The sequence below is a fragment of the Maricaulis sp. MIT060901 genome (genome assembly GCF_047123815.1).
Taxonomy (GTDB): domain Bacteria; phylum Pseudomonadota; class Alphaproteobacteria; order Caulobacterales; family Maricaulaceae; genus Maricaulis.
The window spans coordinates 623,059-638,317 of the sequence record NZ_CP138920.1; the positions used below are offsets into that span (position 1 = coordinate 623,059).

Annotated in this window: 14 protein-coding genes; 4 read left to right on the forward strand and 10 right to left on the reverse strand. The window is 61.0% G+C overall.

Annotated features, from left to right (window positions below; all coding sequences use genetic code 11):
* The first annotated feature begins 95 nt into the window (after nt 1–95).
* Both SIC17_RS03190 and SIC17_RS03195 read left to right on the forward strand, forming a co-directional pair.
* The gene (locus SIC17_RS03190; protein WP_412546376.1) at nt 96–476 is read left to right on the forward strand and encodes a PAN domain-containing protein; all 381 of its coding nucleotides are present in this window, start codon (nt 96–98) and stop codon (nt 474–476) included.
* Between the two features lie 91 nt (nt 477–567).
* On the forward strand, nt 568–1,650 hold the full coding sequence (locus SIC17_RS03195; RefSeq protein ID WP_412546377.1) for a DUF2336 domain-containing protein: 1,083 nt from the start codon (nt 568–570) through the stop codon (nt 1,648–1,650).
* A gap of 279 nt (nt 1,651–1,929) precedes the next feature.
* On the opposite strand, the gene SIC17_RS03200 is transcribed toward SIC17_RS03195, so the two are convergent.
* From SIC17_RS03200 to SIC17_RS03220, 5 genes are all read right to left on the reverse strand, one after another.
* Complete coding sequence (locus SIC17_RS03200; RefSeq protein WP_412546378.1) at nt 1,930–3,972, reverse strand: S9 family peptidase; 2,043 nt, start codon at nt 3,970–3,972, stop codon at nt 1,930–1,932.
* 306 nt (nt 3,973–4,278) lie between these two features.
* Nucleotides 4,279–5,445: a mechanosensitive ion channel family protein gene (locus SIC17_RS03205; RefSeq protein WP_412546379.1), complete on the reverse strand. Its 1,167-nt coding sequence runs from the start codon at nt 5,443–5,445 to the stop codon at nt 4,279–4,281.
* Nucleotides 5,445–7,049, reverse strand: coding sequence for a peptide chain release factor 3 (locus tag SIC17_RS03210; RefSeq protein ID WP_291893668.1), 1,605 nt, complete (start codon nt 7,047–7,049; stop codon nt 5,445–5,447). Before SIC17_RS03210 ends, SIC17_RS03205 begins: the two co-directional genes overlap by 1 nt.
* 41 nt (nt 7,050–7,090) lie before the next feature.
* Nucleotides 7,091–7,507, reverse strand: a complete 417-nt coding sequence (locus tag SIC17_RS03215) for a hypothetical protein (RefSeq protein WP_412546380.1) — start codon at nt 7,505–7,507, stop codon at nt 7,091–7,093.
* A gap of 49 nt (nt 7,508–7,556) precedes the next feature.
* The gene (locus tag SIC17_RS03220; protein ID WP_412546381.1) at nt 7,557–7,865 is read right to left on the reverse strand and encodes a DUF1491 family protein; all 309 of its coding nucleotides are present in this window, start codon (nt 7,863–7,865) and stop codon (nt 7,557–7,559) included.
* 84 nt (nt 7,866–7,949) lie between these two features.
* On the opposite strand from SIC17_RS03220, the gene SIC17_RS03225 reads away from it, so the two are divergent.
* Nucleotides 7,950–9,632 (forward strand): cellulose biosynthesis cyclic di-GMP-binding regulatory protein BcsB, encoded by a 1,683-nt coding sequence (locus SIC17_RS03225; RefSeq protein ID WP_291893674.1) that lies wholly within the window; start codon nt 7,950–7,952, stop codon nt 9,630–9,632.
* Nucleotides 9,633–9,675: 43 nt separating this feature from the next.
* Complete coding sequence (locus SIC17_RS03230; protein WP_291893677.1) at nt 9,676–10,578, forward strand: hypothetical protein; 903 nt, start codon at nt 9,676–9,678, stop codon at nt 10,576–10,578.
* 149 nt (nt 10,579–10,727) lie between these two features.
* Here the strand turns inward: SIC17_RS03230 and SIC17_RS03235 are convergent, their stop codons facing one another.
* The 5 genes from SIC17_RS03235 to SIC17_RS03255 form a co-directional block, all read right to left on the reverse strand.
* Complete coding sequence (locus tag SIC17_RS03235; protein WP_412546382.1) at nt 10,728–11,012, reverse strand: hypothetical protein; 285 nt, start codon at nt 11,010–11,012, stop codon at nt 10,728–10,730.
* Nucleotides 10,976–11,704 (reverse strand): TolB family protein, encoded by a 729-nt coding sequence (locus SIC17_RS03240; protein ID WP_412546383.1) that lies wholly within the window; start codon nt 11,702–11,704, stop codon nt 10,976–10,978. The genes SIC17_RS03235 and SIC17_RS03240 overlap by 37 nt, the downstream gene beginning before the upstream one ends.
* Nucleotides 11,705–11,931: 227 nt before the next feature.
* Nucleotides 11,932–12,621: a DUF6445 family protein gene (locus SIC17_RS03245; protein ID WP_291893683.1), complete on the reverse strand. Its 690-nt coding sequence runs from the start codon at nt 12,619–12,621 to the stop codon at nt 11,932–11,934.
* A gap of 215 nt (nt 12,622–12,836) precedes the next feature.
* Nucleotides 12,837–13,214: an SgcJ/EcaC family oxidoreductase gene (locus tag SIC17_RS03250; RefSeq protein ID WP_291893686.1), complete on the reverse strand. Its 378-nt coding sequence runs from the start codon at nt 13,212–13,214 to the stop codon at nt 12,837–12,839.
* A 126-nt stretch (nt 13,215–13,340) separates the two neighbouring features.
* Nucleotides 13,341–15,071: a sensor histidine kinase gene (locus SIC17_RS03255; protein ID WP_412546384.1), complete on the reverse strand. Its 1,731-nt coding sequence runs from the start codon at nt 15,069–15,071 to the stop codon at nt 13,341–13,343.
* Nucleotides 15,072–15,259: the final 188 nt, after the last annotated feature.

The following is a 15,259-nucleotide window of genomic DNA, read 5'->3' on the forward strand; positions in this document are numbered from 1 at the left end:
CCCCCCGCTTGCGCGCCATCCCCTATCGCCGGAATTGTACAAATTCAACGGTGATTTGAAGGAATTATTAGCGCACTGGGACAAGAATGCGGCAAATGAGGATTTTCCTGACGCTTTTTCTTGTTTTCACACAGATTTCCGCGCCGCTTGCAGCGCAGGATGTGATGGAGGGCTATGAGCGTACAGGATCGATCTACGAACGACTGGATATTGCCACCCAGCCCGCCGACCGCTGCGCCGCCCTGTGTGATGGCGACATGGCCTGCCAGTCCTGGGTCTGGGCCCGTCCGGGCCTGTATGGCGACAACGCCCAGTGCGCCCTTCTGTCCTCCCCTCCGACACCGCGCCTGGCGCCGGGCCGTGTCACCGGTCTCAGCCAGGTTCTGCGTGAACGTATCGAGGCGGCCTATGAACGCCCGCTAACAGAGCGCGAGATCGAGGCCCTGCGTGCGGTTGATGACGGCCCGCAGCGCTGAACAGCGATTGTGCGCAATTTGAACGATCGCCCGTACGGTTTTTTTACGGGTCTGTTGGAGAGTGCCAAGGACTGGTGTCGAGGAGTGACCAATGGCGGTCGTCAGCAAGTTGAACAATCTGGTCGATCTTGCCCGGGAGAAATCGTCCGAACGACGACGCACCCTGCTGCGCGAAGTGACTGACCTGTTCTTCGACGAACCACCCGGCCGCGACACCGAAGTTTCCAAACAGTTTGACGACGTCCTCTCCGCCCTGGCTGAACAGACGGCCCAGGAAGCGCGGGCGGAATTGTCCGAGCGTTTCTCCGATTCCCCGCTGGCGCCGAGAGGCCTGGTGTTGAAACTGGCCCAGGATGCCATCGAGGTCGCCGCCCCCATCCTGGCCAAGTCGACCGTGCTGGAGGAAAAGGACCTGCTGTCCATCGCGGAGACCGGGGAACAGACCCACCTGAAAGCCATCTCCCAGCGGGAGACGGTTTCCGAGCGGATTTCCGACACGATTGTCCGCCGCGGTGATGATCACACGGTCGCAAGCCTGGTCCGCAATGAAGGCGCCAAGATTTCGCACCAGACCTTCGAGGCCGTCTCGGAACGTGCTGAAAATTCGGCGGTTCTGCAGGAACCCCTGGTCGAGCGCTCCGATACACCAAACGATATCCTTGCCGATCTGATGCTGACGGTGGAAAATCGCCTGCGCGATCGCATTGTTGAACGCTTTGACGAGGTTGACCCGTCAGTGCTGGAACAGGCCATGGAAGCGTCTCGCCAGCGCCTCGCTGCGCGTCTTGAAGAAGATCGGGAGATCGAGGAAGCGCGCAAATACATCCGCTCGCAACAGGTCCGCCGCCAGCTGAACGGAAGCCTGCTCGCCCGGCTTTTGCGCGAGCGCGAATTCATGCGTTTCCATGTCGGGTTTTCCGAGATGACCGGCGTCGACCTGGTGGCGGCCCGCCGGGCCATAGAACAGGATTGCATCGATCCGCTGGCCCTGATCTGCAAGGCTGCCGGTTTCGACAAGGCGCTGTTTGTCACCCTGGCTGTCCTGCGAAGCGCCGCCAATGCCGAAGCCTTCAACGACGCCAAGGAACTCGGCCGCCTCTACGACAAGATCACGCTGGAAGACAGCGAACGCGCCATGCGCTTCTGGCGCATGCGCCGCGACGTGGCGGCCTAGGGCCAAGGCACTTCGACAAACAAGTTTCCCATGTCCTCGCCCTCGATGGGCGAGGTGGATCCGCCGGAGCGTTAGCGCAGGTGGAGACGGAGTGGGTGCGCGCCGCAGGCGCAAGCAAAGACTCTTCCCGGCCCTCCGGGCCGCACCCTATCCCCCTCCTTCGCTAAAGCTTCGGAGGGACCTTTCCCATCAAGGGAAAGGAGGGACAAAACGGCGCCCAGATCAATGTCATCCCGACGCAATGATGGGCCGGGATGACAAAAACTCAGAGGAAAACGACTACTCTTCCGCCTCCTCATCGCCCGGATAGCGATCGAACCATTCCTGCAGGTAAAGCTGGGTCCGCAGCATGTTGGAGGGCACGCTGGACGTGCCGTGATATTCCCGGTTCATCGAAATCAGCATGGACGGAACACCGCGGCGGACGAGGTTGGCATAGACTTCCTCGGCCTGGGCCAGCGGGGTACGCAAATCCTCGGCGCCGGTCATGTAGAGCGTCGGGGTCGTGATGCGATGCGCGTGCATGACGGGTGAGTGTTCCAGCCACTCGGTCGGATCTTCCCAATAGTTCGGGCGGAAACGATCAAAACTCCATGCCCCGATATCGGCCTGTCCGGTAAAGCTGATCCAGTTGGACACCGTGCACAGGGACGCCGCAGCCGCGAAACGGTCGGTATGGGCCACCAGCCAGGTGGTCAGGACACCGCCGCCGGAACAGCCGGTGACATAGAGGCGTTCCTCGTCGACCAGTCCGCGCTCGACCAGGTGATCAACACCACCCAGGAGGTCTTCCAGATCAGCCCTTCCGGGATAGGCATTGTCGATGGCATTGGCGAACGCCGGCGTATAGCCGGTCGACCCCCGAGGGTTGGTGAACAGGACGATATAGCCCCGCGCCGCCCACTCCTGGAAACGGAAGTTGAAATTCACCCCGTACATGGCGTGCGGTCCGCCATGGATATGCATTACCATCGGATAGGTCTGTGAAGGATCATAATCCGGCGGATAGATCACCCAGCCCTGGACCGGCGTCCCGTCGGCCGAGCTGTAATTGATCTCCTCGATCTCTCCCAGCGTGACCCCGTCGAGAATATCGCCATTGAGATCCGTCAGGATATCGATCTCGCCATTGCGGCCGACCAGGCCGACATTGCGGGTCACATCGGGGGAACTGATCGTTCCTGCAGCACGTCCATTGCGGCTCATGGATGACAGGCCGAACCGGTGCATGCCCTCGGTCAACACCCGAGTACCACCACCCGTGTCCGTAAAGTTGAGCTCAGTGGAACCACGGTAATTCATCGAGTAGTAGACGCCGCGACTATTGCCGGCCCAGATCGGTTGGCCAGCTCCGTCAGGCAGGTCCTCGCGGATCGCCGTGCCGCCGGAACCATCGATATTCATCATCATCAGATGGGTTGCGGGATAGTTCACATTGTCTTCCGGAAAGCCGGAATAGACGATACGTCGCCCGTCGGGGGAAACCGACGGATTGCCCCAGAAACCGGTGCCAGAGGTCAGCGTGGTGATCTCGCGGCTGGCCACATCAATGATGTGAACATCAGACCGGCGACTGTCACCGGTTGGCGAGGGCTCTCGATTGCCGTCAAAGACGATGCTGCGGCTGTCAGGCGTCCAGGCGAAACTGCCCGAGCCGACACCGGACATGCGCATGGTCGCATCCCATTCCCCCTCGGTCAGCTGGCGCTCGGAGCCGCCGTCAGAGGGAATGACAAAGAGATGGTCGTAACCGGTCTTCAGCCCCTGCCGGTCGATGCGGTAATTCAGGTCATCGGTGACCATCGGGTCAGCGGTCCAGTTGGCGCCGCTCGGGCGTCCCGGCAGCGAGATCGACATGGCCGGCCCCATCGGAACCTCGCCGAGGAAAGCGATACGCTGGCCGTCCGGCGACCATTCAATGGCCTTGATGCGGTACTCGGAATGACTGACCTGGCTTTCCGCGCCTTCGGCATCCATCCAGCGGGTAAAGATCTGCGGCTTGCCATCAACCCCGCGCATGAAGGCGATCCGCCGCCCGTCCGGTGACCAGGTCACACCACCGCCATTGGTCAGGAAACGATGCCGGTCGCCATCCGCCTCCATGATCCACAGCTCGCTGGTAAAACCGTCATTAACCGGATCCACCCGGCGGCGCGTATAGATGATGGTATTGCCGTCCGGAGAAATCTGCGGCGACCCGGCCTGTTCCCACTCCAGATACTGTTCGAGCTGGAGCGTTTCGACTCCGCCCTCCTCCTGCGCCGCCACAGGATGAGATGTCAGACACACAGCGGCCAGACCGGCCATCAGAAACTTACGCATATTGCCCTCCCCAAGGTGTTGCCCGCACGGTTTCACGCTATGCGGATTCAAAGGGAGACTAGTTCGCGTGTGAGGGGGTGTCCAATCGGGTGCGTGGTTGTGTTGAATGGCACCTTCGGTGCGCACCCACTCCACCATTGCTGCGCAATGGTCCCCCTCGCCCATCAAGGGCGAGGATGGCTGTGTCGCCGCCTTTGCTTCATCCTTTCCCTTGACGGGAAAGGTCCCTCCGTAGCTTTAGCGAAGGAGGGGGATAGGGTGCGACCCGAAGGGCCAGCAGAAAGTCCGTCCTCAAAGCGCGATAAACTACTCCGGCTTTGCCCCGGGCGGATTGAATACCTCTGCGCCCTGTTCCAGGTAGACACTGGTCGACGGGAAGGCGAAATCGGTGCCGGCGGCTTCGACGATTTCCTTGATCTTGAAAGCGAGATCTTCCTTGAGACGCAGCCATTCACCCCAGTTCGTCGTCTTGGTGAAGCAATACAGCATGAAGTCGATCGAGCTGTCGGAGAATTTGTCCACGCGCATGAAGGTCGAGACTTCCGGCGGGTGGGCGTATTCGGGATGGGTGAGGACATAGTCCAGCACCTGGTCGCGGATCTGCTGCAGCTGTTCGACGGTGGCATCGTAACGCACACCGATGATCCAGTAGGTCCGGCGGTGCGTCATGCGGGAGAAGTTGATGACGGCATTGTCGGCCAATTTCGCATTGGGCACATAGACCGGCCCCTTGTCGAAGCGGCGCACCAGGGTGGAGCGGAAATTAACTTCCTCCACAGTGCCCTCGACCACACCATCCACCTTGATCCAGTCCCCCGGCAGGAAACGCTTCTCGGTCAGGATCAGGAGGCCGGCGATCAGGTTCTTGAACAGGTCCTGGGCGCCCAGGCCCACGGCTACGCCGAATAGGCCGAGGCCGGCGATGATCGGGCCGACAGAGATACCCCACAGCTCCAGGATGGCGGCGACACCAACGATGATGAAGATGATCTTCAGCGCCTTGTTCAGCCAGTCCAGCATCAGCGGCGTCAGCGTATTCTGCAGGCCCTTGAACAGGTGCATGACCGGATCGACCGCATTGTGCAGCGCCCAGAAGATGGCGATCGTGATCAGCGTGCGAATGATGTTTTCGCCGTCACCGATGAAGAGGGAATTGTCAGCCGCGCCCGCCTGCAGCGTGTTGAGCGCAAAGAAGAGCGCGATGATCACCGGCACCAGTTTCAGCGGTCCGGCCAGGGCATCCACAACGGCATCATCCAGCAAGGTCTCGGTTTTCTTTGCTAGGCGGCGCAAGGAGGCAATGATCCAGCTGGCAATCGCCGAGCGCAGGCTCAGTCCCAGCAGCAGGATCAGCACAGCGGAAATGCCATGCCCGACACTCACGCCCAGGAAAGAAGTGTTCCAGACCTCAACCGTAATGACCCAGAGCTGTTCCAGATCGCTCATGACTTCCGACTGCGAGGACGTTCGCATCAGCTGCGCTCCTTGGCCCGGTGGAAGGTGAGATCGGGGAATTTCTCCTCCGAATAGGAAACTTCCCAGGCGCTCTTGGCCAGGAAGACCGGATCGCCATTGATATCCTCGGCCATCGCAGATTTATGGCGGTCCGCAAACGCCTCGATCTTGGCATCATCGCCGGTCAGCCAGCGCGCCGTCTCATAAGGTGCCGGTTCGAAGGTCACTTCCAGCCCGTATTCGGCGGCCACGCGTTCGCGCATCACATCGATCTGCAGCGCACCGACGGCGCCCACCACGAAATCGCCCCCGATGATCGGGCGGAAGAGCTGGGTCACCCCCTCCTCGGCCAGGCTTTCCAGCGCCTTTTTCAGGTGTTTCGCCTTCAACGGATCGGCTAGGCGGGCACGGCGCAGGATTTCCGGGGCGAAATTGGGAATGCCGGAAAAACGGATCTTGCCGCTCTCGGACAGGCTGTCACCGACCCGCAGGGTGCCGTGATTGGGCACGCCCATCACATCGCCGGCAAAGGCCTCGTCGGCGATTTCGCGGTCCTGGGCGAAAAATAGCGTCGGCGAGGACACCGTCAGCTGTTTGCCCGTCTCGGTCTTGAGTTTCATGCCGCGTTTGAACTTGCCCGAACACAGGCGCACAAAGGCGACGCGGTCGCGGTGGTTCGGATCCATGTTCGCCTGGACCTTGAAGACAAAGCCCGCGACTTCCTTGCCGCCCGGTTCCATCTCACCCGGCTTGCCATTGATATCGGCCGCGACGGCTGCGGGGCCTGGAATATTGTCCGCCAGCCCGTCCAGCAATTCGTGCACACCAAAGCCGCGCAAGGCCGAGCCAAAGAAGACCGGCGTCAGATGGCCTTCCAGGAAGCTCTGCATCTTGAAGGGCGGGCACAGCTCGCGTGCGACTTCGGCGCCTTCCTTGACCTCGTCCAGCTCCTCTTCGGAGAGAACTTCCGCGATCATGTTGGAATTGATGTCGACCACTTCGCTGGGCTCACCGGGAGAGCGCTCCTCGCCCGGGCGCTGATAGATGTGGAAGCCTTCAGTCTTGAGGTCCATCACGCCCTTGAAACGATTGCCCGAGCCGACCGGCCATTGCATCGGCGCCGTGTCCAGCGCCAGCTTCTCCTGGATGTCTTCCAGCAGCTCGACGGGGTCCAGCGCCTCGCGGTCCATCTTGTTGATGAAGGTGACGATCGGGATATCGCGCAGGCGGCAGACCTCGACCAGTTTCAGTGTCCGCGGCTCCACGCCCTTGGCCGCATCGAGCACCATGATGGCGCTGTCGGCAGCGGTGAGCGTGCGATAGGTGTCCTCGGAGAAATCCTCGTGACCGGGCGTATCGAGCAGGTTGAACAGCAAGGTGCGGTGTTCATAGGTCATCACAGAGGCAGAGACCGAGATCCCGCGCTCCTGCTCGATCTTCATCCAGTCGGACTGGGTCCGGCGGTTCTCGCCCCTCGCCCTCACCTGGCCGGCCAGGCGGATGGCGCCTGCGGACAACAGCAGGTTCTCGGTCAGCGTCGTCTTGCCGGCGTCCGGGTGAGAGACAATGGCGTAGGAACGGCGACGCGCCCATTCGGGCTGGTCAGGGGTCGGAGTTGTCATGGATCGGCTCACACAAGATGTCAGCCGCCCGGTTAGCCTGATCAGTGGGCGCTATGCAAGGTCCCGGTGACGTTGGCCCAGACTTCCGAATTGATCTCGTGCGCTGTGAGATGCTCCTCATTCTGGCGTCGCCACAGATAGGCGATCGTCGTCATGGGAACGTTGGCAAAGCGCAAACCGACATCTTCCGGACCATTGGCGCCCGCATGGCGTACGGCCAGCAGGGCATTCGCCCCCGGCGCCCGATAGGCGATCAGGGCGCACAAATGCTGGCACTGGTCCGGTTTGGTTTGGGCAATATTCGGATCAACAAAGACCGCCTCCCTGACCAATTGGGTCAGGTGGGCCGGTGTGAGGGTCTCGAATTGCGAGACCGTAAGAGGAATCGTGCCGTCTCTGAGAAGAGTGCTCAGATCACCCAGATCGAAGACGACATCGTTGAATAAAAACAACATCACCAAGACACCAATAGGAGCAATTTGATGAAAGCAGTCTGGCAGCGATTCGTTAAATATCTTCGACCGGCTCAGTCAGGAAGTGCCTGCCCTGGCGGTCCTCGATCTCCACGATCCATAAATCCGGGTCCGAATTGACGCGCCTCTGGCAGTATTCGTCGATCACGCGCTCTTCACAGTCGTCGCGCGAATGACGCACCCAGATTCGTTCGCCGTTTTCGTCCCGTTGCGGGACATAGAGCTGGCACACGTCCCGGGATTTCACCACCTTTACGAGCACCGCGCCAGCATCTTCGTCTCCACGGCGAATCACATAAACCGACGCGAGCGCCGATTCAGCCCTTCTAATCAAGGCATCCACCCAAAAATTTGCTCTTAGATGCATCATTTTCGTTGATGGCAGCTCAATTGCTTAATAATCTGTAAATGGGTGAGGGAGCGTTCCATGTCGGTACGAGTAGCGTGCGCCGCTATTGCTTTGATGGCAGTTATGGCTGGGGGAAGCCTGGCTGTCGAGACGGAAGCCGAAACCGAGGTTTTGGCGACTGAACTGGCTTTACAAGAGTCTGTGTATACAGAAGAGCGTAGTCTGGCTGACCTCCGGTCCGGCATGGACGCCTTCGTCCTCTCACCCTCCCAGAATCGTCAGAGCATTGCCTTCGAGCTGCCACCGAACGCCCAGGCCACCGAAGCCTGGCTGCGCCTCGCCGCTCGCCCGGCAAGCGAAACCACCACCGGTCTGATCCACGTCTCCGTCAATGGCGGCGACCCGATCACCATCCGCCCGCAAGCGCGTGCCATGGAAGCGCGTTTTGCGCTGTATTCCGGCGATGTCCGTCCGGGCGGGAATACGCTGGAAATCGAGTTCAGCACCGAAACGGCTACGGCGGGCTGGATCGTTGACGCGTCCCGGTCGCAACTGCGCCTGTCGCTGGAGCGTCAGGAGCGAATCGGCTCCCTGCACGAGCTGGAAGAGACCCTGGCGTCCGATTACGCGGCCCTGCGCCGGGTTGCCCTGATCTCCGAAGACAATAGCGAACGCGCCACGGCGGAAAGCCTCATTGCCCAAGGTATTGCCCTGCGTGCCGGCACGGTTCCGATCTTCACCAATGATATCGAGAATTCCGACCTGATCGTGCATATCGCGGAATTCTCCGAACTTCCGGACGAGGATCTTGCCGTCCTGCGTAATCCGCAAGGCGCCGCCGGCCCGGAGATCGCCTTTCGTAATGACGGCACCCCGGAACTGATCATCACCGGTCGCAACGCCGAGGAAACCACTGCAGCAGCCCGCCTGCTCGCAGCACGCTCCTTTGAAGGCTATCAGACGCACTTCCTCGCCGCTGACGCGATTTCCGCCAGCCGCCTGGGCATGCGCCAGGCTCGCGATGCCCGCAACATGGCGCGCGAGGCGGACCTGCGTACCTTTGCTACCTCCGGCCTGCCCTTCGCGGCGGATCAGGGATCACGCACCGCTGTCCAGATCGTGGGCAATGGCGCGGAAGACCGTTTTGGCGCCCTCTCCGTCCTCGCCCGCGCGGCGCTGACCAGCGGCGAAGCCTGGCTCTATGCCTGGTATGGTGACGGCCAACAGGTCGTTCCCAGCGATCACAACCTGCTCGTCATCGGACCGAACAGCACGGATTTCGCCGCTATCGACCAGAATGCTCCGGCCGAGCTGCGCGCCGCCCTTCGTGCTGCGGCACGTTCCCAGGGTGATCGCGGCATGATGCGCCTGGCGGCTGCGGCCTATGCCGACGACAATTCTGCTGCCGACAGCAATGAGAACGCGCCCAATATCGGTGTCGCCTCGCTGTTCGAGGATCGGGCCCAGGCCGGTCGCTGGATCGGCACGCTGACAGCCCCCTCCGAAGCCTCTTTCGAGGCCGCCGGTCGCAGCCTGGCCCGCTCCACCCTGTGGGCATCGCTGGAAGGCCGTGCCGCTGTCTGGAGCACCCGCGGTGTCACGCCGCTGGACTATTCCATCTCTGCACCAACGCTGCAGGAACGCGTTCAGGAGTTCGCGCTGGATCACACCCGTGACGCCGCCTTCATCCTGTTTGGCCTGGCGTTCTTCATGCTGCTGCGCGGCATGTGGCATCGTCGTCGCAGCGTAAACGCGTCGTAAAACCTCCTTTGATATAACCTCGCTTGGATGAGTGGGGTTATGTATGCGTAAATCGCTCCTGGCGATAACAGCCGGGCTGACTGTGACGACAACACAAGCAGCAGCCCAGAATGCCGAAGAGGTCTTTGCCGAGCGCGGATATGCGCTGGCGATGGACGAGCTTTGCGAACTGTTCACGCCTGACCAGCGCGACGCGCTGTCCGTCTTTTACCTGCAGGCTCGCGGCGCCCTGATCAGGGCCGGCGAAAACGCTGTCGAGCTGGATGATTACCGTGCCAGCCTGGACGATGCCGCGTCCCAGCAAGGCTGCCAGTCCGAACACGCGCAGCTGATCTATCAGCGTGTGAATGAAGGATATGCCGGCTTTGAACGCCTGATGCGGATGAGTTTCCCGGCCGACCAGTTCAGCTGGGAGGCCAATGCCCCCATCGGACTGTCCCAGACCGAATGGCTGGCGCGCCAGGACGCAGCGCCCGTCGTTGCAGGCCTCGCCCTGGTCAATGGTGAGCTGGAATTTGTCGTCGACCTGCCGGAGGTCTCCGGCGTCGCCTCTGCTGTCCTGGTCCTGCGCGACATGCGGCGCGAACCCGATCTTTACGACCCGACAGTGGGTGGGCTTTTCCCCACCCCGGCAGAAGCCCCCTGGCTACGCTGGAGCGCGCCGGACTATGCCCGCCAGCTGGTCTTTTCGCGCGGGCGGATCAATGCCGAAACCGCTGTGGAGCTCAATCCCGCCGGGGCCCGCCAGATCTTCCGCTTCTCCGTCGCCGACGCCGAACGCATCGCCGAGCGCGACCCCAGAGAAGCCGCCCGCATCGACCTGATGAACCGCCGCGGCGAACGCATCACATCCTACTATTTCGAAGTCGGAGACCTGGGCGCCGCGATCGCGTTTGTCAGATCGCGTGCACATCTCAATCAGGACGAATCCGGACGCACGGGCTAGCGGACGCTCCTCGTCCTCGCTGGGCGTGAGCGCAGGAGAAGTCGATGCAGGTGCGTGCCGAAGGCGCCTCTAAAGCTGGCCCTCCTGGGCCGCACCCTATCCCCCTCCTTCGCCAAGGCTACTGAGGGACCTTTCCCATCGAGGGAAAATCAGTGACCACCTTCGTGACCGCCGCCATAGGCGGCCATGGCACGGCGCATCAGTTCTTCTTCCCAACCGCCGGGGATGCCGAGATTGTAGACCTCGTTTTCCGCGATGTCGTAGCGCGCGATGCGGGCTCCGCCCTGGACGATTTCCTGGTAGTAAAGCGAGTTGCTGTCCGCGCTCCAGGCGGGGCGGGCATGGCATTCCGAGGAGCTCTCGATCTGGCGTGCCCCGCCCTCTTCGAGATCGAAGATCACAACCCGGTAGAAATCATAATTCTGGAAACCCACTGACGCCGCAATGTAACGGCCATCCGGGAATAGGTGACACCCATTTCCTTGTAGGTCTCGATCTCCATGAACTGGCTGTCCTCACGGCTCTCCACATCAACCAGGAAAATATCCGCCGTATCCGCATCGAAATCACCGCCGGTAAAGGCAATCGTCGCCCCATCCGCCGACCAGGACGACAGGATGGTATAGCCGAGCGCATCGGACCCGCCCGTCAGATTGGTCAAGTCGGACCCGTCCGGGCGCATCATGAAGAGATCATTGCGTGTGGCGTCCTCGGACACCTGACCGGCAAAGGTGATCCATTCACCATTCGGGGAGACATCCGGATTAATGGCCAGATTGCCCGGCGTGACGATTTCCGCGTTGTGGGACCCATCCAGCGCCACCCGGCGCAGCGACCAGACCGAACCGTCATCATTTCCGACCTGGTAGACAATCCACTGACCGTCCGGGCTGAAACGCGGGAATTTCTCGTGCTGGTCCGGCGTCTGCGTCAGCTGGGTCAGCGTGCGCGTTTCCATGTCCCACAGATAAAGGTCATCATCCGTGCGCGAGCGTTCGCTGTGAAAGACCACATAACGCCCGTCCGGCGATATATCCGGATTCCAGTCCCAGGGCTCATCCCCGATCTGGCCAAACGCCGGCGCTGCCAGCACACCCGCCAGAACGGCGGCAAAAAACATCTTCATCCTTACAACTCCCAATCGGCGCCCAGAGCATCAAGCAGCAACAGGCCTAGCCGCACCGCGGTCGGTGACGAGAATGCAAGTGATGAGTGGTGCGATAGCACGGATGAGAGGTGAGTAATCCTTCCATCATGCTGCAGTTTATCCCCATGACGCACCGCGCCCGTAAAGCGGCGGCCGTCCATACGCGTTGGGACAGGCGGGAAGCTGAGCCCTGCCCGGAGCCCGACCTAGCCCTGCAGGAAAAATGAGTTCACGGTCAACCGGCCCGCATTCACGTCTGTTGCGTAGGAGAAATCCTCGGGAATATCACCCGAATGCAGCAGCACACCACGATACATCACGACGCGATTAAAGCGCGCTTCTGTCCGGGCAATCCGCTGGAAGCGAGAATTGGTGCCATCGAAATAGGCTGGGGACGGTGCACCGTCTTTCTGTTCTTCATCCGCCAGCGTTTCGAGATATGTATCCAAACGCTCCTGGCGAATAGTCTCATAGCCGGTCGCAGCATGGCGATAGTGGCTCGTGCCGCCCTTCTCCGGGCCTGACAGATAATGGAGCATCGCGATCAGGTTGGGATCGGTGGAGTCATGGTGGGGAATTCGTTGCGCGGAGTAGAGCTGTTCTGGTGGAGTGGTGACGAGCGAAAAACTACACTCGATCAACTTGGCATCGCGGGTATAGCCAAACACATCGGCCAAAATTTCACGTAGCAATGCGGCCCGGGTCATCAGATACTCCGAGGGCGCTCTCGCCCTGACACCGGGATAACCAGGCGGCGGAGTTGTGAAGGCGCTGCGCGCCGCCTCGGCAACCAGTGCATCGGGATGCGCGAAAAAATCGTCGATCACAACTAGGGGCTCGGCTTCCTGCCCCAACAATTGAACAGTATAGCCAGCTCGATACTCTGTTTTGGACATGGAAGCCGTCGATCTCTCACTCTGAGCTCTAGCTAGTTCGAACAGAGAGCTCAGCAATAGCAAACGCATGATGTTTCGGCGCTTCTCACGCCGACCATCATCAAGGCGCATCCCACACCCATCGATGAGCGGAGTGGCACCCACGCTTGTGGCGTTCTAACGCCTGACTGTCACAGTATGGTTTCGTTGCCAGCGTCACCTGCGAGGCGACACTGTCACCCCTCCGGCATGCCGGAAGAATGGTGGGAGATGATCAGCCAGTTGGTGCCATCCCATTTGTAGACAAAGGTGTAGCGCGCTTTCACAACGGCGCCGGAAGCGCCCATGGTGAAGGTGTAGAGACCGCTGTCTACGGCGATGTCACCGCTGATCTCGATCTGGCGCATGTCGATGACGCCGGACGGCTTGTTCTGGAGGAAGTGGACAAAATAATCCTCCTTCTCCGCCGGTGTCAGGCGCGGCGTGTTGGAGACGGTCGGCAGCAGGATGGACTGTTCTGCATAATTGGCCACGACCTGTTTGGGATCACCTGTCTGAAGGCTGTTATTCCAGCGGTCAAACAACGCCGCAATGGTTTCGCTCGTCGCGTTCATCGATACTTCCCCGATATTTCCGACCGCCCGGCTTGATACCGCCCGATCCTGTTCCTGGCGGCAGAATTACAGGAGAGCAGAGCAGGTGAACACCGGCGCGACAGGACTTTTGGCAGCGTCGTGCGCTTAGCCGGCCGAGGCCAGGGTCTTGGAGGCGGCTTGGGCACGTTCGATCTGAGCACGCACACCCATATCATCGGAACCCGCGACGACCTCGCCCTTTGTTTCCACCAGGATGGGCAGCGTAACCGTGACCGTGGTGCCAACGCCCTTTCGGCTGGCAATGCTCATCGTGCCGCCATGCAGTTCGGACAGGGCACGCACCAGGGACAGGCCGAGGCCGGTGCCACGGTTTTCGATATCGCGGGCATTGGTGGCCTGGCGATAGGGTTGGCCCAGGCGTTCGGCTTCTTCCGGGTCGAGACCGACACCGCTGTCGCCAACAGCCAGAACGAGATTGCTGCCCAGGGAACGCGCCATGACGACCACGGCACCGCCCGCCGGCGTGAATTTCACGGCATTGGACAGGAGATTGAGCAGGATCTGACGCAGGGCCTTGCGATCGGCCGTCACCTCGATCGGCTCGTCCAGCGGATCCACGGACAGGGTGAGCCCAGCCTCTTCCGCCTGCAGGCGCATCATCTTGGCGGTGACCGAGAGAACCTCGGCAATGTCGAACGCTTCCGGCGCCAGTTCGTAACGGTCAGCTTCGATCTTGGACATGTCCAGCACGTCACCGATCAGCTCCATCAGGTGCTGGCCGCTTTCATGGATCAGGTCGGCATATTCCGCATAACGCGCCGGCATCGGGCCGAACAGGCGCGTTTTCATCACATCGGAGAAACCGATGATGGCGTTCAGCGGCGTGCGCAGTTCATGGCTGACAGACGCCAGGTATTGCGATTTGGACAAGGCCTCCTCGATCGCTTCGCGGCGGGCCTCCTCGGCTTCGCGCAGTGCGGTTTCCACAACGACACTGTCATCACTGGCCAGCGAGGCGACCGAACCACCGGAGATCGGCGTGGCACTCAGCTTGACGGTTTCCGGACGACCGCGATCACCGCGGATGGACAGAAGTTCCTCGACATCACGGCCAGCGCTCTTGCGCGCTGCGGTGGTGAGCAGGACACGGTCCTCTTCCTCAAAACCCAGATCGCTGACCGGCAGGTCGACGATCGAGCGCGGCAGTCCCGGAGAGAGTTCACGCAATCCCTGGGAGGCCGCCAGCACGCGGCCCTTCTGGTCACAGGCCACCAGAGGCGCCGGTGCAGCGTCAAAGGCACGTGCGCGGATGCGGCCGGCCTCGGCCTCTTCCCGGATACGATCCGCCAGCTTGATCGCGCGAATGGACGCGCAGGTGAAGCCATAGGCCAGCATGCTCAGCGCGCCGAGCACGAAGGGCATGTGAAAGTTTACCATTTGCGGGGCGGGCTGGATGAAACCGGTCATGTCCAGCGCCAGCGTGACGGCAAACGCCATCAGTGCCACGGCGCTTGCCTTGATCACCGCTTCACGATCGCCATTGGCGGCCGCCACTGCTGGTGCGAGCGGAAATAGAATGACGCCCAGACCGCTGATGCCGCCGCCAGCCGCCGTCACGGCGACCGCCAGCGAAGTCCACAACATGGCGATCAGGAAACGGTCGAAATCCTTGGTAAGACGGGCAGATAGCACAAGCCCGGCGACCGCGGGCAGAGCCAGGACACCAATGCCGGCGACCTTCATCCACACCGCAATATCCAGCATCGGCCAGATACGACTGGCCGCCCAGCCGACAGTTGCCAGCCAGATCAGGTTGACCACGGGGCCACCATGTTCTGCGATCCAGAGCGTTATGTCTCGGCGGGCTTGTTTCATGTCCTCACAGTGCGCGACTCAGTCACAAATCCACCTCGTTAATCTTCGCCGCAACGGTTAACAAAGCCTGAATCTTAAAGCTTGAGCGTTTACGCTTGTGAATAAGAAATCCTGTGCTGAACAATTCATGATTCCAGTCTTGGAGACGGGCCTGCCGCGGGGCATAGTGATTGTCCAAGGGCTATGGA

What these genes read in the sequence shown, in the direction of transcription:
- SIC17_RS03205 (WP_412546379.1), bottom strand. Translation starts at nt 5,445, where the DNA reads ATGCGAACGTCCTCGCAGTCGGAAGTCATGAGCGATCTGGAACAGCTC.
- SIC17_RS03195 (WP_412546377.1), top strand. Translation starts at nt 568, where the DNA reads ATGGCGGTCGTCAGCAAGTTGAACAATCTGGTCGATCTTGCCCGGGAG.
- SIC17_RS03190 (WP_412546376.1), top strand. Translation starts at nt 96, where the DNA reads ATGAGGATTTTCCTGACGCTTTTTCTTGTTTTCACACAGATTTCCGCG.
- SIC17_RS03250 (WP_291893686.1), bottom strand. Translation starts at nt 13,214, where the DNA reads ATGAACGCGACGAGCGAAACCATTGCGGCGTTGTTTGACCGCTGGAAT.
- SIC17_RS03210 (WP_291893668.1), bottom strand. Translation starts at nt 7,049, where the DNA reads ATGACAACTCCGACCCCTGACCAGCCCGAATGGGCGCGTCGCCGTTCC.
- SIC17_RS03255 (WP_412546384.1), bottom strand. Translation starts at nt 15,071, where the DNA reads ATGAAACAAGCCCGCCGAGACATAACGCTCTGGATCGCAGAACATGGT.
- SIC17_RS03245 (WP_291893683.1), bottom strand. Translation starts at nt 12,621, where the DNA reads ATGTCCAAAACAGAGTATCGAGCTGGCTATACTGTTCAATTGTTGGGG.
- SIC17_RS03225 (WP_291893674.1), top strand. Translation starts at nt 7,950, where the DNA reads ATGTCGGTACGAGTAGCGTGCGCCGCTATTGCTTTGATGGCAGTTATG.
- SIC17_RS03200 (WP_412546378.1), bottom strand. Translation starts at nt 3,972, where the DNA reads ATGCGTAAGTTTCTGATGGCCGGTCTGGCCGCTGTGTGTCTGACATCT.
- SIC17_RS03230 (WP_291893677.1), top strand. Translation starts at nt 9,676, where the DNA reads ATGCGTAAATCGCTCCTGGCGATAACAGCCGGGCTGACTGTGACGACA.
- SIC17_RS03240 (WP_412546383.1), bottom strand. Translation starts at nt 11,704, where the DNA reads ATGAAGATGTTTTTTGCCGCCGTTCTGGCGGGTGTGCTGGCAGCGCCG.